20 protein-coding genes are annotated in these 19,222 nt (G+C 45.4%); 13 read left to right on the top strand and 7 right to left on the bottom strand.

All coding sequences use genetic code 11. The features are described 5' to 3' along the window. Nucleotides 1-221: 221 nt before the first annotated feature. The 3 genes from QUA16_RS22625 to QUA16_RS22615 all read right to left on the bottom strand — a co-directional run bounded on the left by QUA16_RS22625 (nucleotide 222) and on the right by QUA16_RS22615 (nucleotide 4,117). Nucleotides 222-1,226 carry an ABC transporter permease subunit gene (locus tag QUA16_RS22625; RefSeq protein ID WP_333105908.1) on the bottom strand — a complete coding sequence of 335 codons (1,005 nt, stop codon included), beginning with the start codon at nucleotides 1,224-1,226 and terminating at the stop codon, nucleotides 222-224. Continuing rightward, the gene (locus QUA16_RS22620; RefSeq protein ID WP_333105909.1) at nucleotides 1,223-2,818 is read right to left on the bottom strand and encodes a sugar ABC transporter ATP-binding protein; all 1,596 of its coding nucleotides are present in this window, start codon (nucleotides 2,816-2,818) and stop codon (nucleotides 1,223-1,225) included. Before QUA16_RS22620 ends, QUA16_RS22625 begins: the two co-directional genes overlap by 4 nt. A gap of 252 nt (nucleotides 2,819-3,070) precedes the next feature. Further along, nucleotides 3,071-4,117 carry an ABC transporter substrate-binding protein gene (locus tag QUA16_RS22615; RefSeq protein ID WP_333105910.1) on the bottom strand — a complete coding sequence of 349 codons (1,047 nt, stop codon included), beginning with the start codon at nucleotides 4,115-4,117 and terminating at the stop codon, nucleotides 3,071-3,073. Between the two features lie 767 nt (nucleotides 4,118-4,884). Here QUA16_RS22615 and QUA16_RS22610 point away from each other — a divergent pair. The 3 genes from QUA16_RS22610 (at nucleotide 4,885) to QUA16_RS22600 (ending at nucleotide 7,926) form a co-directional block, all read left to right on the top strand. Next, nucleotides 4,885-6,051, top strand: coding sequence for a glycosyltransferase family 4 protein (locus QUA16_RS22610; RefSeq protein WP_333105911.1), 1,167 nt, complete (start codon nucleotides 4,885-4,887; stop codon nucleotides 6,049-6,051). 212 nt (nucleotides 6,052-6,263) lie between these two features. Further along, on the top strand, nucleotides 6,264-7,418 hold the full coding sequence (locus QUA16_RS22605; protein ID WP_333105912.1) for a transposase: 1,155 nt from the start codon (nucleotides 6,264-6,266) through the stop codon (nucleotides 7,416-7,418). A 127-nt stretch (nucleotides 7,419-7,545) separates the two neighbouring features. Further along, nucleotides 7,546-7,926, top strand: coding sequence for a hypothetical protein (locus QUA16_RS22600; protein WP_333105913.1), 381 nt, complete (start codon nucleotides 7,546-7,548; stop codon nucleotides 7,924-7,926). Nucleotides 7,927-8,216: 290 nt separating this feature from the next. Here QUA16_RS22600 and QUA16_RS22595 read toward each other — a convergent pair whose 3' ends face one another. Further along, the gene (locus QUA16_RS22595) at nucleotides 8,217-8,465 is read right to left on the bottom strand and encodes a chlororespiratory reduction protein 7 (RefSeq protein WP_333105914.1); all 249 of its coding nucleotides are present in this window, start codon (nucleotides 8,463-8,465) and stop codon (nucleotides 8,217-8,219) included. A gap of 298 nt (nucleotides 8,466-8,763) precedes the next feature. Between QUA16_RS22595 and sir the strand changes: the two genes are divergently transcribed. The 4 genes from sir to QUA16_RS22575 all read left to right on the top strand — a co-directional run bounded on the left by sir (nucleotide 8,764) and on the right by QUA16_RS22575 (nucleotide 13,110). Continuing rightward, on the top strand, nucleotides 8,764-10,752 hold the full coding sequence (sir, locus tag QUA16_RS22590; RefSeq protein ID WP_333105916.1) for a sulfite reductase, ferredoxin dependent: 1,989 nt from the start codon (nucleotides 8,764-8,766) through the stop codon (nucleotides 10,750-10,752). Between the two features lie 239 nt (nucleotides 10,753-10,991). Next, nucleotides 10,992-11,816 (top strand): 16S rRNA (uracil(1498)-N(3))-methyltransferase, encoded by an 825-nt coding sequence (locus QUA16_RS22585; protein WP_333105917.1) that lies wholly within the window; start codon nucleotides 10,992-10,994, stop codon nucleotides 11,814-11,816. Nucleotides 11,817-11,863: 47 nt separating this feature from the next. After that, a complete protein-coding gene (locus QUA16_RS22580) occupies nucleotides 11,864-12,304 on the top strand; it encodes a lysozyme inhibitor LprI family protein (protein ID WP_333105918.1) in 441 nt (146 codons plus the stop codon). A gap of 53 nt (nucleotides 12,305-12,357) precedes the next feature. After that, nucleotides 12,358-13,110: a PPC domain-containing protein gene (locus tag QUA16_RS22575; RefSeq protein WP_333105919.1), complete on the top strand. Its 753-nt coding sequence runs from the start codon at nucleotides 12,358-12,360 to the stop codon at nucleotides 13,108-13,110. 18 nt (nucleotides 13,111-13,128) lie between these two features. Here QUA16_RS22575 and QUA16_RS22570 read toward each other — a convergent pair whose 3' ends face one another. Then, nucleotides 13,129-13,347 (bottom strand): YgiT-type zinc finger protein, encoded by a 219-nt coding sequence (locus QUA16_RS22570; RefSeq protein WP_333105928.1) that lies wholly within the window; start codon nucleotides 13,345-13,347, stop codon nucleotides 13,129-13,131. 206 nt (nucleotides 13,348-13,553) lie between these two features. Between QUA16_RS22570 and QUA16_RS22565 the strand changes: the two genes are divergently transcribed. Further along, nucleotides 13,554-14,711: a tetratricopeptide repeat protein gene (locus tag QUA16_RS22565; protein WP_333105920.1), complete on the top strand. Its 1,158-nt coding sequence runs from the start codon at nucleotides 13,554-13,556 to the stop codon at nucleotides 14,709-14,711. 104 nt (nucleotides 14,712-14,815) lie between these two features. Here QUA16_RS22565 and QUA16_RS22560 read toward each other — a convergent pair whose 3' ends face one another. Beyond that, entirely contained in the window at nucleotides 14,816-15,277 is a 462-nt protein-coding gene (locus tag QUA16_RS22560; protein WP_333105921.1) for a hypothetical protein, read from the bottom strand. Between the two features lie 317 nt (nucleotides 15,278-15,594). Between QUA16_RS22560 and QUA16_RS22555 the strand changes: the two genes are divergently transcribed. The 4 genes from QUA16_RS22555 to QUA16_RS22540 all read left to right on the top strand — a co-directional run bounded on the left by QUA16_RS22555 (nucleotide 15,595) and on the right by QUA16_RS22540 (nucleotide 17,698). Next, nucleotides 15,595-16,212 carry an alpha/beta fold hydrolase gene (locus QUA16_RS22555; RefSeq protein ID WP_333105922.1) on the top strand — a complete coding sequence of 206 codons (618 nt, stop codon included), beginning with the start codon at nucleotides 15,595-15,597 and terminating at the stop codon, nucleotides 16,210-16,212. Between the two features lie 2 nt (nucleotides 16,213-16,214). Beyond that, nucleotides 16,215-16,826 carry an alpha/beta fold hydrolase gene (locus QUA16_RS22550; RefSeq protein ID WP_333105923.1) on the top strand — a complete coding sequence of 204 codons (612 nt, stop codon included), beginning with the start codon at nucleotides 16,215-16,217 and terminating at the stop codon, nucleotides 16,824-16,826. 144 nt (nucleotides 16,827-16,970) lie between these two features. Further along, the gene (locus QUA16_RS22545; RefSeq protein ID WP_333044472.1) at nucleotides 16,971-17,243 is read left to right on the top strand and encodes a hypothetical protein; all 273 of its coding nucleotides are present in this window, start codon (nucleotides 16,971-16,973) and stop codon (nucleotides 17,241-17,243) included. Nucleotides 17,244-17,245: 2 nt separating this feature from the next. Next, complete coding sequence (locus QUA16_RS22540) at nucleotides 17,246-17,698, top strand: HNH endonuclease (RefSeq protein ID WP_333105924.1); 453 nt, start codon at nucleotides 17,246-17,248, stop codon at nucleotides 17,696-17,698. Between the two features lie 143 nt (nucleotides 17,699-17,841). On the opposite strand, the gene QUA16_RS22535 is transcribed toward QUA16_RS22540, so the two are convergent. Further along, nucleotides 17,842-18,273 carry a VOC family protein gene (locus QUA16_RS22535; RefSeq protein WP_333098932.1) on the bottom strand — a complete coding sequence of 144 codons (432 nt, stop codon included), beginning with the start codon at nucleotides 18,271-18,273 and terminating at the stop codon, nucleotides 17,842-17,844. An 11-nt stretch (nucleotides 18,274-18,284) separates the two neighbouring features. Between QUA16_RS22535 and QUA16_RS22530 the strand changes: the two genes are divergently transcribed. Further along, complete coding sequence (locus QUA16_RS22530) at nucleotides 18,285-19,151, top strand: DUF92 domain-containing protein (RefSeq protein ID WP_333105926.1); 867 nt, start codon at nucleotides 18,285-18,287, stop codon at nucleotides 19,149-19,151. Nucleotides 19,152-19,222: the final 71 nt, after the last annotated feature.

Here is a 19,222-nt window from a genome sequence, read left to right as displayed (position 1 = left end):
GCATAAAGACCCGATATTGCATCATTCTCAAGAACGGGCTCTCCGGCCCGTTCCACAAGAAAATTCACTCTTTGTGGAACGGGCCGGAGAGCCCGTTCCTAAGCAAGTAATTGAGAAAGGTGCAATATCTCAGTTACATCCGTTAAATTCGTTCCAGAATCCTTTGCCGAACTTCCTTCTTCCTTTTCCCCCTTGGGGGGGCAGGGGAGGGTTGGCTTCCCCTACGCTGCGCTTGAACCTGTGCGAACTTTGTCAATCGTCACTGCGATAATTATCACCAGACCTTTAACAACTAACTGCCAGAAGAAAGACACATTCATGAGAGTTAGTCCATTGTTGAGCAGGGCAATAATTAAAGCCCCCAGCAAAGTACCCCAAATAGTGCCAATTCCACCTGTGAAACTCGTTCCTCCCAAAATTACAGCAGCGATCGCATCTAATTCGTAGCCTTGCCCCAACATCCCCGTCGCACTGTAGAGGCGCGAGGCGCTCATAATTCCACCTAAACCAGAAAGCAGCCCACTCACGCCATAGACAAATAACAGCACGCGACTCACCTTAATACCTGTCAATCGTGCTGCCCGAATGTTGCCTCCCACGGCGTAAATATGCCTTCCGAGAACAGTCCGCCGCAAGACAAACCAACTCGCTAAAACTGCGAGGAAAGCGATAATAACCAACCAGGGAATTGGGCCGACATAATTGTTACCTACCCAAGCAAAATTCAGATTTCTATTGATAACGGTAGTGCCGTTAGCGACTAAATAAGCAACTCCCCGCAAAGCAGTGTAAGAACCGAGGGTGACGATGAACGGAGGCAAACCTAAATAGGCAACTAGCGAGCCGTTAAGCAATCCCAAAAATACTCCGGCTATTAACGCAGCCGGTACGGCAAACCAACCGAGACCTGGAACTAAGGAAACCAGCACCCCGACAACGGCAGTCACGCCCAAAATTGACCCGACAGAAAGGTCAATTCCGCCAGTCAAAATCACAAAAGTCATGCCGGTAGCTAGGACAATATTGATCGATGCTTGCCGGATGACATTGATCAAATTTCCTACTGAAAGAAAGTTAGGCGTTACCAGGGAAAAAATTATACAGATGCCAACCAAAATCGGCAGGATACCGGCAACTTGGATGAAATTTTTCCAAGCTTGAGCTTTACTTGTTTTCTGCCGATCGCTCCCTGAACTTCTGCTGGTTTTTGTTTGCGTTTGACTCATGATTTTACTACCTCTTTTGCACCAGTGGCATAAGCCATAATGTTTTCTTGCGTAATCTTTTCCCCAGTCGATCCGCCTACTTCACCGACGAGGCTTCCTGCGCGCATCACTAAGACGCGATCGCTCATTCCCACAATTTCCGGCAGTTCGCTGGAAATCATCAAAATAGCTACACCTTTGGCTGCCAAATCGCTAATAATTCGATAAATTTCGCTTTTTGCGCCAATGTCCACACCCCGCGTCGGTTCATCTAGCAAAAGTACCTTTGGGTTGATAGCCAACCAACGCGCTAGCAGCAACTTCTGCTGATTTCCCCCAGACAGATCCATTGCCCTGATGCTCGGACTTGCAAGGCGAATCTGCAAATTATTAATAGCATCATTCACAACTTTCAACAGAAAATTTGAGTTAATAATGCCAGCTTTTGCTTCTCGATCTAGGACATTCATGGTGATATTCTCACCCGAAGTTGCCTCTAAAAATAGTCCGAGAGCCTTGCGATCTTCTGGCACGTAAGCAATTCCGGCGGCCATTGCTTCATTGGGTGTCGAGACATTGAGAGGACGACCTTCCAGTTTTATGTCACCGCTTACCTTCCGATCTGCACCAAAAATTAGGCGGGCAAGTTCTGTTCTGCCGGCGCCAACTAAACCTGCTAAACCCAAAATTTCGCCCGCATAAAGTTGAAAAGTGGCAGGCTTTACTTTGTGGCCGTCGCTTAAATTTGTTACCTCAAGAACAACTTCACCCGGTGTTATTTGATGCTTGTTCTCGTACAAATCCTGTAAAGAACGGCCCACCATCATTTCCACCAGGCGTTCGGCCGAAATTTCGTGCTTTTCAAGAGAGCCAATATACCCGCCATCTCGGATGACGCTCACGCGATCGGCAAGGGCATAAATTTCTGCCATTCTGTGGCTGATATAAATAATAGCAATGCCCTCATTCCGCAAGCGGCGAACCACTTCAAAAAGCTTATCTGTTTCGCGGTCTGAAAGCGCCGCCGTCGGCTCGTCCATCACTAAAATTCGGCTGTTATCTTTGAGCGCCCTAGCTATTTCCACTTGCTGCTGTTCGGCAATCGAAAGTGTCGAAACCAGGTCTCCCGCCTCAAAATTTGCATCGAGGTTTTTCAAGACCTCAGCGGCCCTACGCCGCATTTCATCTTGGTCTAGAAATGTACCTCCTTTCTTGAGTTCGCTGCCCATAAAAATGTTTTCAGCAACTGTCAGATTGGGGGCGAGATTGAGTTCTTGATAAATAATGGCTATCCCTAAATCTCTGGCTTGACCGGGGTCTGTCATCTTAACAGCTTCGCCGTCAATTCTGATTTCGCCTGCATCGGCTATGTAGGCGCCCGCCAGAATTTTCATCAGCGTACTTTTACCCGCGCCGTTTTCCCCCATCAGGGCGTGGACTTCGCCCGGGTAAACGGTGATATTTACATCGTGCAAGGCTATAAAACCGTTAAAGGTTTTTTTAATACCTTGCATTTCGAGGACGGGCTTAGTTTTAATTGAATCTTGAGTGCTATTTACCATCGTAGATTTGGTGTAGGAGTATGTCACTTGCCATTGATGCCAACGTTCCACGCTCTTTCCCGCAGTCCGGCAGGGGTTGAAACCCCTGCCTCAAAGCTAAAGTCCTCGGTCGAGGACTAATAGATATCTCCCAGAATTCTTGTGGAACAGGCAAGATGCCTGTTCTTGACAGGCTTTTTGGGAGAGGTCTAATGAGTTTGAAAATTCTTCTTTTGAGTCCTCATAGCGAGGACTTTAGCTATTAGCCAGGGACTTGAGTCCCTGGCGGACTGGCGGACTGACAGCTTAAGTTGACACTAATGGTCACTCACTTGTCCAGCCTTTATGTTGATTGACGTTTTCGCGAGTAATCAGCGTGACTGGAATCAGAATGTTTGGATTGGCTGGCTTTTTTCCTTTCCGAATGTCGTTCCCGACTTCAACGGCTTTGGCTGCCATGCGAAATGGATCTTGAGCTGCTGTAGCCACAAATAAACTGTTGTTCTGCTTGAGGGCATCTAAAGCTTCAGGTGCACCATCGACTCCCACAATGAAGAACTCGCTTCTTTGTGCTTGCTTGGCTGCTAATTCTGCACCAATGGCACAGGGGTCATTAATTGCAAAAACAGCATCAATTTTTGGGAAGGAAGTAAGCAAATCGCTCATAACTCTCAACCCGCCATCGCGGCTGCCTTCAGCGTTCTGATCTTTGGAAAGAACCTTGAGATCGGGATATTTGGAGAAGACTCTCTGGCAACCCTGAACTCGCTCGACGACTGAAGCGACGGGAGGCCCGTTGATAATCACAACGCTGCCTTTTCCTTTCAAGCGTGAGGCTATATACTGACAGCTTACTTCGCCAGCTTGCACGTTATTTGAAGTAACTGTGGCATCCACGCCTCCCTCGGCGGCGGTATCAACTGCAATTATCGGAATTCCGGCTTGCTTGGCTTTTTCAACCGCGGGTGCAATGCCTTTGGTGTCAGCAGCATTGAGTACAATCATGCCGACATTAGAGGCAATAAAGTTTTCGATTTGATTAAATTGCTGATTTAAATCGTCACCGCTGGAAACGAGAGTTGTCCTCACGTTTGCACCGCCGAGTTTCTTGGCTTCGGCCTCAGCGCCTTTGCCAACTTGTACGAAGAATGGATTGCCGAGGTCACGGACTGCTACAGCAACTGATGAAAGTTCGGAGTTGCTTTTTTGCGTGCTGTTTTGAGCGTTCTGGGAAGCTGCGGTGCAACTTGCCAGAGTGCTGCTGAGTAGACTAAAAAGACTGAGTGCGATCGTTACTCGTTTCACCTCAAACTCCAATGAAGGATCGTTTGGAGAGAGTCGCTCGTAAATATGACGTTGCCAACCTAACATTAGCTTTGGTCAGGTTTAAGCTCGAATACCTAATTTTTTAGGTGACAGGCTTTTCTTCGTACATGATTGTACAAAACCTTGTTTGTTTTCTTCTCGTAAAACTTTCTGGCTCGGCTCGTTAGACTGCTTTTGCGAACAGACAATATACGAATATCCAGGCTCTGTGTTCCCTGCAAAAAAATCAACGAGGCTTGATTTTTTTAAAGGCTTTATGAGCATTAATTTGAGCAGTATCTAAGAAAATTTTAGGAGAATATTTTCGACAAAATTTTTCAGAAATTGTGTTTAAAACCTGGCAGAGTCATATTAAATTTAACTCTCTATATTTGCTGATGATAACAGTTCAATACTGGCTCGATATCTATCTTTGGATAGACAAAACTTTTAGCAAAAACTAAAGATGCGAGAGCCTATATCGCCACCGATCTGCTAATCCGCCGTCGGGTCGAACGCCCCGCGCCAACTCAATAAATCTTAAATTTTGCTTGGGGTAGGATTTTGTAAAAAATCATTAAGTTTACCGTTAATAACGGTAGATCATAGTAAAGTGAAAGCACAGCCTCGCGCTCAGCCATGCAGCTAGTTAAAAAGCCCTAGTTAAAAAGCAGATAGTCGCTCAAAACCAATGGTGAGAGTAGGCAAGTCAAATATTTGCCTGTAAAACCTGCCACTACAGTAATCATGACATGGTTTAAAAGCTCTGGAGAATGGCGATCGCCCGGATTGGCAAAATCACTACTATACTGCAATAATTGTCTGCGCTGTCAATGCCTAAATCTGAGATGCGATCGACAAATCACCTATTCTGCTTCCTAGAAATATTTGCCAGCGAAGGCGGCATTCAATCCTACGTTAAAGACATTCTCAAAGCTTACCAGTCAATAACCGCAAGGACAAACTCGCCGTCGCAAGCTGAAGTTTTACTATTGCGAGATTCCGAAGACTGCAACAATCCTTACGAGTCAAGAAATCTGAAATTTTATTATCTCAAAACCGAGAATCTCTGGTTTGGTCGTCTTAATTTTGCTACAGTATTACTAACTCGCTTGCTGCAAAAACGACCGCAGCGGGTTTTTTGCGGTCACATCAAACTCGCACCGCTAATTCAAATTCTGTGCCAACCCTTGGGAATTCCATACACAATTTTAACTTACGGCAAGGAAGTGTGGGAACCGCTTTCGCCCAAATATCAAACAGCAATGAGTAAAGCTGACAGTATTTGGACTATTAGCAGGTACACGCGCGATCGCACTTGCAAAATTAACCAATTAAATCCTGAAAAGTTCCAAATAGTGCCTTGTACGGTAGATGTAAATATATTTACGACTCGGCACAAGCCACAGTATTTATTAGAGCAGTACAATGTGGCTGGTGCTAAAATATTGATGACTGTAGCCAGATTGCGATCGACGGATATTTACAAAGGCGTCGATGTCACCATTCAAGCTTTGCCGCAAATAGCCAAAACTTTTCCGAATGTGAAATACTTAGTTATTGGACGCGGAGACGATCGATCTAGATTAGCCAAACTCGCTGATGATTTGGGAGTTGCCGAAAAAGTAATATTTGCGGGTTTTGTACCGACAGAAAATTTACCAGCACATTACCAGTTAGCCGATGCTTATGTAATGCCCTCCCAGGAAGGGTTCGGTATAGTTTATTTGGAAGCGCTGGCTTGCGGATTACCCGTACTCGCGGGAGACGCGGACGGGTCAGCCGATCCGCTGCAAGATGGTAAACTGGGGTGGCGAGTTCCCCACCGAGATTCCGCAGCAGTAGCGGTTGCTTGTGTGGAAATGCTGCGAGGGGAAGATAAAAGGTGCGATCGCCACTGGTTGAGGGAACAAACCCTCGCAAGATTTAGTGTTGAATCCCTTTGTCAATCATTACTAGGAATTTTTCAACCCTCTGACTCAGATAAGCTTATGCCGTAGAGAGCGGTTTCTGGGTGTACAATGGGAAAATTAACTCGATCGACAGCCTGAATTTGTGAGTAGGATAGAGGTGATACTAAACGGCAGTTTCGTATACTTTTGGTGACATTAAAGACATATTGGACAAAAAAACACCGTTTTCTTGTCTTTTGTGGGCTGCGACTGGTAAAATTAGTATCCGAAGAAGGCAGTCCTGACTCTCTCCCCAGCCTATGTACGCCCTAAAGCTAGAACTCAAACTCAACAATTCAGAACATACAAGGATGGCGCGACACGCCGGTTACGCTCGGTTTTGCTATAACTTGGCTCGTACCCTTTACTTGGGCGTGATGGATATCAAAGTTAGCCGTACTCGAAAAATTGCCCTCATCAAAAAAACCTTCACAAACTTCATCAAAAAACAACCAGAATATCAATGGACTAACACTTTATCATCTCGCGTTTATCAAACTGCTTTCCGGGCCTTCAATAGCGCCCTAGAACGCTTTTTTAACGGGGTCAGTGGCTTTCCTAATTTCAAACGCAAGAAAGGCGGGGACTCCTTTACCGTAGACAGCAGCAATGGGCCAATATTTCTGAGAGCTGGAAATCGGATAAAAATTCCCACATTGGGAACGTTTCGCCTGAAAGAATCTATCGGGTACAACTGTTGCTCTCAAACATTTACCATCAGCCGTAGGGCCGAAAAATGGTATGTCAGTTTTACAATAAAAGCTGACAGAATCCCCCCTTTGTATCATGAAGTATGCGAACCGACAGGCATAGATTTAGGAGTTTCCACCTTTGCCACCTTGAGTGACGGTACGGTATACCAACTGCCAAATTCCCTAAAAAAAGCGAAAATCAAGCTAGGGAAACTACAGTACCGCAATCGAAACAAGCAATTAGGCAATAGAAAACTTGGGATTGAAGCCTCGAAAAACGCTCAGAAATTTTATCGCAATCAGGCTAAACAACACGCCGATATTGCTCAGGGGCGACGAGATTTCTTGCAGAAAACAACGACAGAAATCAGTCAGAAGTATGCTCACATCCGCATCGAAGATTTAAATGTTTCTGGGATGGTGGCAAATCACAAACTGGCTTCTTCAGTAGTAGACTCAGGATTTTATGAATTTCGACGCTTTCTCACTTATAAATCTCCCATTTACGGCACTGTTGTCGAACTGGTAGATAGATGGTATCCCTCATCTAAAACTTGCTCAAGCTGCAGCCACGTTCAACCGATGCCACTTCAAGCGCGAATGTTTGTTTGTGAGTCTTGCGGTAACAATTGTCATCGAGACTTGAATGCTGCGATTAATTTAGCATCAGTCCCAAAAGATCGAGTAAGGATGGCTAGTCCTGAATTAACGCCTGTTGAGTAGAAGGAGCCGAATCCCTACGCAGACACAGGAAATAAGTTTTAAGTGTCCGAGATGTCAGTCTTGTCCGCTTTATGTCAATCTTATGTAGCAGTTATGCCTACCTGCAAAGACACCCAAGGAGACCACCGTGAACCAAGGCAGCCCCAAAATATCTTTCAAGCTACCCCGTATTAGTAATTGGCTGATACTGCTGGGCATCGCGTGTTTGTTGGTGTCAATTGGTTTGGGTTGGGTAGTTAAATCAGTGTTGATTGTAGTAGCTTTTTTGTTGCTGACACCTGTGGTCGCATTTTTCGCGCTTCAGTGGTGGCTGAAACGCAATTTAATTGAAGATAAGTGTCCAGTTTGTCAATACGAATTTACAGCTTTAAATCAAACTCAGTTTCAGTGTGCCAACTGCGGCGAACCTCTGCAAATAGAGGAAGGTCATTTTAGTCGCTTGACACCGCCCGGTACGATCGATGTTACCGCAGTAGAAGTATCATCGGTTCAACAGTTAGAAGATTAACCATTGGGAATTGGGAATTGGGAATTGGGCATGGGGCATGGGGCATAGGGCATAGGGCATAAGTTATTTGTTGGTTGTTATTTGCTATTTGCTATTTGTTACCTGTTATTTGGTATTTGTTACTTGTTGGTTCTAATAACCAATTCTCCACGCCCGATCCCGGCCCAAAATTAGTTTTTGTTACTTGTTGGTTCTAATAACCAATTCTCCATGCCCGATGCCCGATGCCCGATGCCCGATGCCCGATGCCCGATGCCCCATGCCCAATGCCCAATGCCCAATGCCCAAAATTACTTTTCCAAGCGCACTGCATACCACTGCAAAAATTTTCCATACCCGACATCTAATTCACAATAAGTATCAATTAAATACTTGGCTTGAGCTTCCACGCCAGATATTTTATCCACCTCCTGCGGCAAATCTTCATGTTCCTCGGTTAACACGGCTTTCAGCTTTTCTAACAGTTCCGCCGCAGTCAAAAACTGCTCTGGCTGGTTTGTTTCTAACACCACAAAGGTGTCTTCGTCATACAGTGACATAGTTTCAAAGGTTGAGGTTAATTATTTCTAAAGTTTCGTACACTTAAGCGAACCAAAGTATAAACTCTTAATTACAATTTTTCAGGCCCGGCTCGATCGTGTTACAATTAAGCACCATCAGAATTCCTAGCGGATTACCGTTATTAACTTACTTGTTAACTTAGTTGTTAACCGAGTTGTCAACAGATCCGACACAGCATTTCTGAGGAGATTTGTCAAGTGCAAATTTGTCAAGTGTCAAATTGTCAAGAAATATTCGATCGGCTGTATCTAATTATAACTGGCACTATACATTCCCATGATCACATCTTCCACTTCAACCCCAGTTGCGCGCAAACCCTCTAAATCCGAAGGTCTCAAAGAACGCAGCAACTATTTACGAGAACCCGTTGCGACTGAACTGTTACAAGAAACTACCCACTTCAGCGAAGAAGGGATTCAGATTCTCAAATTTCACGGCTCGTACCAGCAAGACAACCGCGACAATCGAGTTAAAGGACAAGAAAAAGACTATCAGTTCATGCTCCGCACCCGCAATCCCGGCGGGTTCACTCCGCCGCAATTATACTTAGCCTTAGACAAGCTATCTGAAGAATACGGCAACCAGACGATCCGCGTCACAACGCGCCAAGGTTTCCAACTGCACGGCGTGTTGAAAAAAAATCTTAAAGCAGTGTTTTCCTCAATTATTAAAAATATGGGGTCAACCTTGGGAGCTTGCGGCGACTTGAACCGCAACATCATGGCACCTCCCGCACCATACAAAAATCGCCCAGAATACAAGTATGCGCTCCAATACGCCAATAATGTAGCGGATTTGCTGACTCCGCAAACGGGGGCTTATTACGAAATTTGGCTGGATGGGGAAAAGGCTGTTTCGGCGGAAGAAGACCCCGCAGTGAAAGCTGCCAGACAGTCCAACCGCAACGGCACAACATTTGACGACAAAGAAGAACCGATTTACGGGCAGCATTATATGCCGCGCAAGTTCAAGTGCTCCGTTACCGTGCCGGGAGACAATTCAATTGACTTGTACTCTCAGGATTTGAGCTTGGTGGTAATTACCAATAAAGCTGGGGAATTGCAAGGTTTTGACGTGTTTGCAGGCGGCGGTTTGGGCCGCACTCACAACAAAGAAGAGACTTTTGCGCGGGTTGCGGATGAGATTTGCTATGTTGCCAAGGATGATGTTTACGATTTGGTCAAGGCAATTGTAGCAACCCAAAGAGATTTTGGCGATCGCACCGACAGACGGCACGCGCGGCTGAAGTACCTGATCAACGACAAAGGTGTACAGTGGTTCCGCGAAAAAGTAGCCGAATATTTTGGCAAGCCGCTAGAAGCGTTTAAACCCCTGCCTGAGTGGAAGTATTTTGATTTCTTGGGCTGGAACGACCAGGGAGACGGTAAACTGTTTGTCGGCATTTCCGTGGACAATGGCCGGATCAAGGATGAAGGTTCATTTCAGCTAAAAACAGCTTTGCGGGAAATTGTGCAGAAGTACAACTTGCCGGTACTGGCGACGCCGCACCAAAACGTGCTGATTTACGATATTTCGCCGGATATCAAACAGGAAATTCAGGGAATACTCGATCGATGTGGCATTCAGCGGGAAACTGCGATCGACCCCTTAGTGCGCTATGGGATGGCGTGTCCAGCAATGCCGACTTGCGGGCTGGCGATTACCGAATCGGAGCGCGTGATGCCGAGCATTTTAGAGCGGATTCGGGCACTTTTAACCAAAGTGGGCTTGGCAGACGAGCATTTGGTGGTGCGGATGACTGGTTGCCCAAATGGATGCGCCCGCCCTTATATGGCAGAATTGGGGTTTGTCGGGAGTTCCCCGGAATCCTACCAGATTTGGCTGGGCGGTTCTCCCGATCAAACGCGGCTGGCAAAACCCATTGAGGAAAAGCTGCACGTCAAGGATTTTGAAGCTTTTCTGGAGCCGATTTTTGTTTATTTCAAGCAAAAACGGCAACTGAGCGAGAGTTTTGGCAATTTTTGCGATCGCGTCGGGTTAGAATCTATCCGTCAATTTGTAACCAACTACCAATCTGCTGACTCGATGACAACTGAGATTAATGATTTAAAAGTTACGTCTAGTAACGAAGATGAAAACGAGACTGCCACTGCTGGCGGTGGCAAAGTCCGCCGCCGGATTAGCGTCCGCGATGAAATCTACAACGAGCTCAAAGAAGAAGCAGCCCGTCAGGGCAAGCCGATTACACAGCTAGCTACAGAAGCGATTTCCACTTATTTAAAGAAGATTAAGGAGGAAGGATAAGCCGATTTTCGATTCTATTCAATAGACTTCTGGCAAAAGTAATATAAAGGCAGAGCATTTGCAGAAAAAAACGTGAATTTGTAAAAGAATTCCGGTTGTAGATGCTTTGCCTTTATTGTTTTTTGAACAGTTGAAACCCCCCTGCCTATCTCATCTCATTCTCTCTTCCTCTGCGTTCTCTGCGTTCTCTGCGGTTAAATAAAAAAATCTCTAATAGAAAACGAACAATCCCAAATTCAATGGCTCAATTACAAAGATTAGCAATTACTGTCGCTCAAATTTGCGATCGCAAAATCGACCTAACTAGGGAACAGCAGCATTATTTAAATCGAGTGCTACGTTTGCAAGCGGGCGATCGATTTATTGCAATGGACGGCCGAGGACATTGGTGGTTAGCAGTCCTAGAAGCCCAGGAAACCGGGTTATTTGCCTCGATAACAGAGGATATTGCTGTGAACAGGGAGCTTCCCGTGGAAGTAACTTTGATGGCGGCATTGCCCAAGGGAAACGGGTTTGACGAGGTTGTGAGACAGGCGACGGAGTTGGGTGTGGCAAGTATTGTGCCGGTAACGAGCGATCGAACTTTGCTCAAACCAAGCGATCAAAAAGTCGATCGGTGGAGAAGAATTGCTGCGGAGGCGGCGGAACAGTCGGAACGTCAAATTGTGCCGAGGATTTTAGAGCCTGTTTCGTTTGAATTTGCTGTGAAAGATTGCGGTCAAAAATATCGATTTATTTGTGTTGCTCGCGGAGACAATCGGCATTTGTGGGATTGTTTGACTGGTTTAGAACCCCCCCAGCCCCCCTTGGTAAGGGGGGAGCAAGAATTAGAACCCCCCCAGGCCCCCTTTGTAGGGGCGGTGCCCCCGTGCCCGCCCCCGGCTAGGGGAGAATTATCGATTGTGATTGCTATTGGGCCGGAGGGTGGATGGACTGAAGGTGAGGTGCAAAGGGCGATCGAATTTGGTTTTGAAGCTGTATCTTTGGGGAGTAGAATTTTAAGAGCGGTGACAGCACCGATTGTGGCTTTGTCTTTAGTTGGAGCGGCATTTGAGAAGTGCTAATATAAACAAATAACAAATAATTCATAAAATAGGTGGGTTGAGGGGGAATGAAAATAGAGTTGAGGAAAGGTCGATCGCTCTTTTGGTCGATTCCCTACGTGATAGCTTCGCTTAACGCGCTTGTAGCAATAATCAGTACAACATCAGTTTCTGCACAATCTCCGATCTTTCCCATTGCTCAACAGATTAATTGCGATCGCCCGCAAGGAGATGCACAAGTCAGAACTTGTATTCGGTTGAAGTATGAGGTCTCGGATCAACGACTGAACGAGGTTTACAAACAACTGATGTCGCAATTGAGCGAAGAAGAGCGATCGCTACTTTCCGAAGCACAATTAGGATGGATTCAGTTAAGAGATAAAACCTGTGAATTTGAAGTTTATAAAAGTCGTGGCGGTACGGGTTATGGAGGTTTCCTCAATGAATGTTTGGATCGGATGACGAAACAGCGCACTGCGGAACTAGAAGAGTATTTAAAACAGAGATAGAATAGGAAGTACAGCGTACAAAACCTGACAACCATAAAGAGAAACAAGTATTTATGAAAAGCCGATCGCCCTTCACCTTCACCCTCACCCTCATCTCAGCAATTGTAAGCACCACTGTACCAGCAGTTTTCGCGCAGCGACAGCCATCAGCCAACGAAATCTACATCGATAAAAATTGCCAGCGCAATCAGCAACTACCGCAACTTGAAAGATTCACTATCTTTAGCAGAAACGAATTTACAACTAACGGTCAAAACTATTGGTTATACGCCGCCCGCTATCTAGACGGAAGCGTGCTTTTCTGTACCTCAAAACCCAACTTCAACCAACCTAAACCTCTAACAGCAAAACAAATAAAATCCCAATTTATTGACAAAATAGTCCGAGATATCAACAACAAAACAGCTTTTATCATCGTAGTCCGAGAAGGAAATGGCCTCGATGTACCCATGACCAATTACGGCTTAGAATTGAGCAATGTCGATCGTCCAAAACTCACCTCCCTTTCCATCCTACAGCAGCGGGGAACCCTCAAAGACGGCGACAAGAGCGAACACACCTTTCAAGGAGGGGCAGGTCAATCTATTACGATCGACCTCAAAAGCAGAGCATTCGACCACAACATAGCACTGTTCGACACCAGCGGCAAAAATATTGCCGAAAAAACAGGTAACTCCCAGAATCGCCGAGAGTCTCAACTCACCGTAAAATTGCCTAGTAACGGCACTTATAAAATAGTTGTCAAAGGAGGCGATCGCACAAGCAAAGGCACTTACACATTAAGCGTCAATTCCAATCAGCTTTAACTCAATTTAAACCAAGTGCTAAGCAAACTCAAAAACAGGTTTTTCAATAACCCTAATAGGCTTTCTCTCTTCCCAAATCATCTTCTGCAACTGTTCCACAGTTTCAGGTGAAAAAAATCGCTCTCCCGTTTCCCAACACACTCTAGCAGGAACATTTTCAATGATAATAAACTTACCATTGACTTCAAGCGTGTAAGTTACTTTTTGTTCCACCATTGTTTCTTTCCGGCATATCATAAGCTGTTGGGCATCTAAATTGTATTTTTTGGGCGGGCTTTCTGGCCCAACCCCTACTCCCCACAAGACTTTTCTTAAATTTGACTATACAATTTAAATGCACTTCAGCTTATCTATAACTTAACACAACAGCAAAAATTGTTAACCACTGGCGGAACCAACCCAACATCAGCCAAGATAGAAACAACGCCATTCCCGCAACCGCCATGACAGACATCAACCAAATAGCCGCCGCCCTAGAGGGTAAAGACTACAAACAAGCTGCCCAACTCATCAAACAACTACAAAAAGAATCCCCCGAAAATCCGTGGGTACAATACTATATTGCCCGCTACTACGAACTCACCAACAATCTCGAAAAAGCCCAAACAACCTACAAACAAATACTCCGCGACATCACCAACCCCAAAATCGTCTCCCAAACCCGCCAAGCTATTCAACGGATTGAAATCGCACAACAAAACCTTCGCCAACAAGCCATAGAAACCGCGAAAAACGACCCCAGCAACCTCGAACCAGGACTCCTCATCCTCGAACCCGTGAGTCCCGAAAACAAACCCGCCGCCATTCAAAATATCAGCAGAATCTTTAAAATCGACGCCTACACAACCCGGATGCAAATCCAAAGCCGCGGCTGGAGACTCTACAAAACTGGCCCCATTGCCGAACTCCGAATTTATGGTCAAGAACTCCTCAACGCCGGCATTCCCGTATTTTGGGCAACCCTAAGCGATATTCAAAAAATCCAAATCTTCCGAGTGCAGCACTTCCAGTCTCTTTCTTCCCCAGCCGTTGTTTGCAAAGATAAATTCGATCGACTCGGTGCGATCGAATTTAGCTGGTCAGAAGTTAGCCAAAGAGTAGAAGGCTTGTTGCCGATGTTCATCGAAGTCATGGACTACTCCCCCAACCGAAGAACCGAGCAATTTCGCCACAGAGAAATCAGGCAAGATTACGCTCAAATCTGTGACTTGCACATTCCCAGCAGAAACTGCATTCTGCGAATTTGCGACCAAAGTTACGAATTTCAACAAGGAGTTGACTTCACCAAAGCTTCTGCTGATCTCCCCACTTCACCGAACCAGAAAAACAAAACATCCAGAGTCACAAACTCTCAACAAATTCCTCAAAGTACCACCCGAATTAACTGGAATCACTTATTGGAAATATTCGATCGCCAACTTGACGTTACAGCTTGGTCAGAATTTACGCCCTTTGCCGAGACAGTGCTCGATTACACTAATATGTTGAGCAAGATCGAATCTCATATAGAAGTCGAGCGCAAATCCGAAACTCCTTGGGACTCAGCTTTTCAGCTATACAGCGGATTAGCCTTCCTCAGAAACCAAGAAAATAGGGAATAGAACCAAGAGTTAAAATTAAAAATGAGTAATACCATTTTTTTATTTTTAACGCCAGCATTGGGAGTTATCCAATGCCCAATTCCCTATTATCAATTCCCAAATTCCTACTTCGTTTTCACCTGACGAGCCATTTCCCGGAAATTGTTCATGCTAGGGCCGGGGGTGCGACGACTTCCAGTTGGTGTCGGCATTAAATTATTAGGAGCAAAAGTCCGATTCGGTTCAGCTTGACTCGGCACTTTCCCGTTAGTTGCTGCCGCAGCAGGTACCTTCACGGCTTCCGCATTATTAGCAGGAACGTTAGCGACTGGTTCCTTGTCTTTCTTAGACTTTTTCTCTACCTTAGCCTTCTTAGCAGGTTCGGACTTCTCAGACTTCTCAGACTTAACAGGCTCAACTTTTGTCGATCCGATCGCAACAGGCTCAGCCTTGGCCGGCGCAACTTTTGCTGGTTCCTTCGCTCCCGATTCGCCCAAATCTAGGAAATATTCAGACTTTTTCAAGCCCAACAGTCTGCCGAAAAAGCCGAAAATACCGCCGAAGAAATTTTTGATAAAACCAAACATTAGACTTACTCCTTTTGTTCTTTTAGAGAAATTTGTACAAGCTTGTCAACAAAGTTAGATTACGAGCTAAGGCAACTTTTGTCTACATTTATTCATCAAAATTTACATTTGGCTGTATCTCAGCTCGCTCATAAAAGCAAATTTTAGGTATAAATACTCGCACTGCTTTGCACTTATTTACAAGTATCTCAGAATTTGTTAGGGATTCTCACTAATGGTCGATCGTACCTCGATCCGATTCCCTAGCTGTCCTAGTAGGGGTAAAACTCCCTAGGGGAGTGATTTATGCTGTAATCAGCAAGCAATTTTCTTTTCAAATGAACAGTTCGCTCGATCGCAATCCCGTCATCCTGATACACGGCATCTGGGACACAAAGATGATTTTCAGCAAAATGTCCGCCCGCCTCACCGAACTCGGATGGCCAGTCCACAGCCTCAACCTCACCCCCAACGACGGTAGCCTCGGCCTCGACTTACTGGCCAAGCAACTCGCAGACTACATCTCTGAAACCTTCGATCCAGAACAATCTTTAGACATAGTAGGCTACAGCATGGGCGGCATCGTCAGCCGCTACTACGTCCAGCGACTCGGAGGAATCAACCGCGTACAGCGTTTCATCACCCTATCTTCCCCCCACCACGGCACCCTCACCGCCTATTCCCTACGCCTACCAGGATACCTGGATATGCGCCCCGATAGTGGCTTGCTGCGCGATTTGAATCAAGATGTGACAATGCTCAAACGCATAAACTTTACATCAATGTGGACGCCATTTGACATAATGATTGTACCGGCGAACAGCTCCCAAATGCCAGTAGGTAAACAAGTTAAAGTCAACGTTTTGCTGCACCGCCAAATGGTGACAGAACCCCTAAGTATTAACGCATTAGTTGAAGAACTGAAAGCACCTATAGAAAATAAAATTCCCACTTAAAAATGAATAGCAATTTCAGCCGCAACCCAGTCTTGCTCATTCACGGAATCTTCAGAAAATCGGGAATTTTTCACAAAATGTCTGCCTACCTGACCCAACTGGGATGGTCAGTCTACACCCTCAATCTCTCGCCCCATTGGGGCAACGCCAGCATAGACGAATTAGCCCAACAAATAGCAGATTATATAAACAAAACCTTTGCGCCCGAACAGCATCTAGATATAGTAGGATTGAGCATGGGCGGTTTAGTAACTCGCTACTACCTGCAAAGGTTAGGCGGCATTAACAGAGTGCAGCGCTTTATTGCCATATCTTCTCCTCACAGCGGTACTTGGATGGCTTACACTCTCTGGGGAAAAGGCTGCATCCAAATGCGTCCTGGCAGTGCTTTTCTGGAAGATTTAAATCGAGATGCGGCTTTGTTGGAAAAGCTTAATTTTACTTCGATTTGGACAGATTGGGATTTCATCATTGTACCGGCTTCTAGTTCCCAAATATCTGCTGCTAAAGAAGTAAAATTGTCTGTTTTCGCCCATGCCATGATGGCCAGGCATTCCAGCAGTTTAAAAGCGGTCGCTGAAGCACTGTCAGAACCATTAAAGATTGATAAATAGCTGGCTGTAAAGTAAAACGCTCTGCTTTGAAAACCCCGATTTTTTTTAAAAGTAGGGGTTAGGTATTCGGTTTTTTCGAGTCTAGCTAGACGGATTTAAAATTTATTGATATAATCTTAATTGACACCCATAAAATCAACAATTATGATCGTCCTGCCAAAACTGGAAAAGCTGCGAGACACTCTGCCTATAGAAGGAGCAGTTCGCATTGAATTAGTGGAAGGAATACCGATTTTCCGAGCCTCTACAACAGTCAAAAATCGCATAGAAGAACTGTTGGAAAAACAACAAAATTTGCAACTCAATCCCGAAGAAGACCAAGAACTGAATCTTTACGAAGAAATCGACGATTACCTCAGTTTTGTCAATCGAACTGTCCGCAATCTTTTCTTGGGCCAGATTCAGCCTACAGTATAGAAATGTCAGCTCGCCGTCAAATTCCTGAGAATATCCAAAATCAAGTTCGTCAGAGAGCCAACTGTCTGTGTGAATATTGCCATGCTTCCGAACAATGGCAGTATGTAGAGTTTACGATCGAGCACATCATTCCTCTCACTAAAAAAGGGAGTAACAATATTGACAATTTGGCACTAGCTTGCTTTCATTGCAACCGTCAAAAATCCGATAAAACTACAGCCATAGATACCCAGTCGAGTGTAGAAGTACCATTGTTTAATCCCAGACAAGATACCTGGAACGAACATTTTATTTGGTCGGCGGATGGATTATCAATAGTTGGTTTAACTACAATTGGACGAGCTACAGTTACAGCATTAGTCTTAAATCGAGAAAGAGTTATTAATATTCGTACTGCTGACAAAGCTATAGGGCGACATCCACCAGCAGGTGATTTGATTCAATCCGAAAGTTGATATGCTGAAGTGCATTTAAATTGTATAGTCAAATTTAAGAAAATTCTTGTGGGGAGTAGGGGTTGGGCGTCTCGCCCGCCCCAAAAAGACAATTTAGATGCCCAACAGCTTATGCTGCAACTGGTTGTTATTTCGCGCAGCAATCAAACAGCATCCCCAACTTCAGCGTATTCGCTGCGGCCAAAAATTGCTTCAGCTTCACAATAATACTTGAACTCAAGTATATTGTGGAAAGGGTCTTCTAAGAAGAAAGTGCGGTGTTCTGTAGGCAAACCAACAAATCGCCGTCTCGGTTCTTGATAGAAATTTAAGTTGTTTTGCTGGGCTTTCTCTAACAACGCTTCCCAGTCAGCTTCGGAAGTAAAAATTAACCCAAAATGCCGGGGATAGATGCCTCGCTGAGGCGTCAAAGGTTCGCGGCTGACGTGGGCGACAATTTGATGGCCGCACAAACCCATAATCGCAGAATTAGGCGATTCGCGACCTAGTTCGCAGCCGAGCCCGTCTACGTAGAACGCTTTTGTTTGGGCAATATCGGTCACGGGGAAGGCAAGATGAAATAAGACTTGGTTCATGGAGGTAGTAAATGCCGAATTCAGAATTGTTCTTTAATTATTTATCTTGGTCTAATCCTTGGTTGGTGGCGATCGCCCTAAATACAGTTTTACTCACGATCGCCACCATAGCTCCTAAAAAATTGCTCACTCCCGCTGGCCAATTTCACGGCTGGGGGCTGGGCGTCCTCATCTGGGGCTGTTTGGGATGGCAAGGCTATGCTGTCGTGATGTTTTACTTTCTTGTCGGATCGGGAGTTACCCGCATCGGCAAAGCCCAAAAAGAAGCAGAAGGCATAGCCGAAAAGCGTTCAGGCGCCAGAGGTCCAGAAAATGTCTGGGGTTCGGCTTTAACCGCTACTTTTTGTGCTTTGGGAGTTTTGGCATTATCTATTTTAGCAGAGACAGGCAAGATGTCTGTTTTAGGAGAGACAGCAAAGATGGCTGTTTTAGGAGAGACAGGCAAGATGCCTGTGCCACAAGATGCTATTTCTCTGTTATTGCTGGGTTACGCGGCGAGTTTTTGCACCAAACTTTCCGATACCTGCGCCAGCGAAATCGGCAAAGCTTACGGCAAGCGGACTTTTTTGATTACCAGCTTGCAGCCTGTACCTAGGGGTACGGAAGGGGCCGTTAGTTTGGAAGGAACGATCGCGGGTATTGTCGGCTCAATTTTGATTGCGCTTTTGAGTTGGGCCGTCGGTTTAATTGACTTGACAGGAATTGTTTTTTGTGTTATTGCGGCTTTTATTGCCACGAACATCGAGAGCGTGATTGGGGCGACGGTGCAATCAAAGTTTGAGTGGCTCACTAACGAGGTAGTAAATTTTTTTAATACACTCATAGGAGCGATCGCAGCGATTATTTTAGCGGCGACCTGGAGAGCTTTTTTAGCTTAGGAATGAGAATTAAATAACTTCCACTCTTGAAAGTGGGATGGGCGTCCCGCCCGTCCTTTTTGGACGGGCGG

This window comes from Microcoleus sp. S13_C3 (genome assembly GCF_036700905.1).
Lineage (GTDB): Bacteria > Cyanobacteriota > Cyanobacteriia > Cyanobacteriales > Microcoleaceae > Microcoleus.
This window is presented reverse-complemented; position numbering and strand designations above follow the sequence as displayed.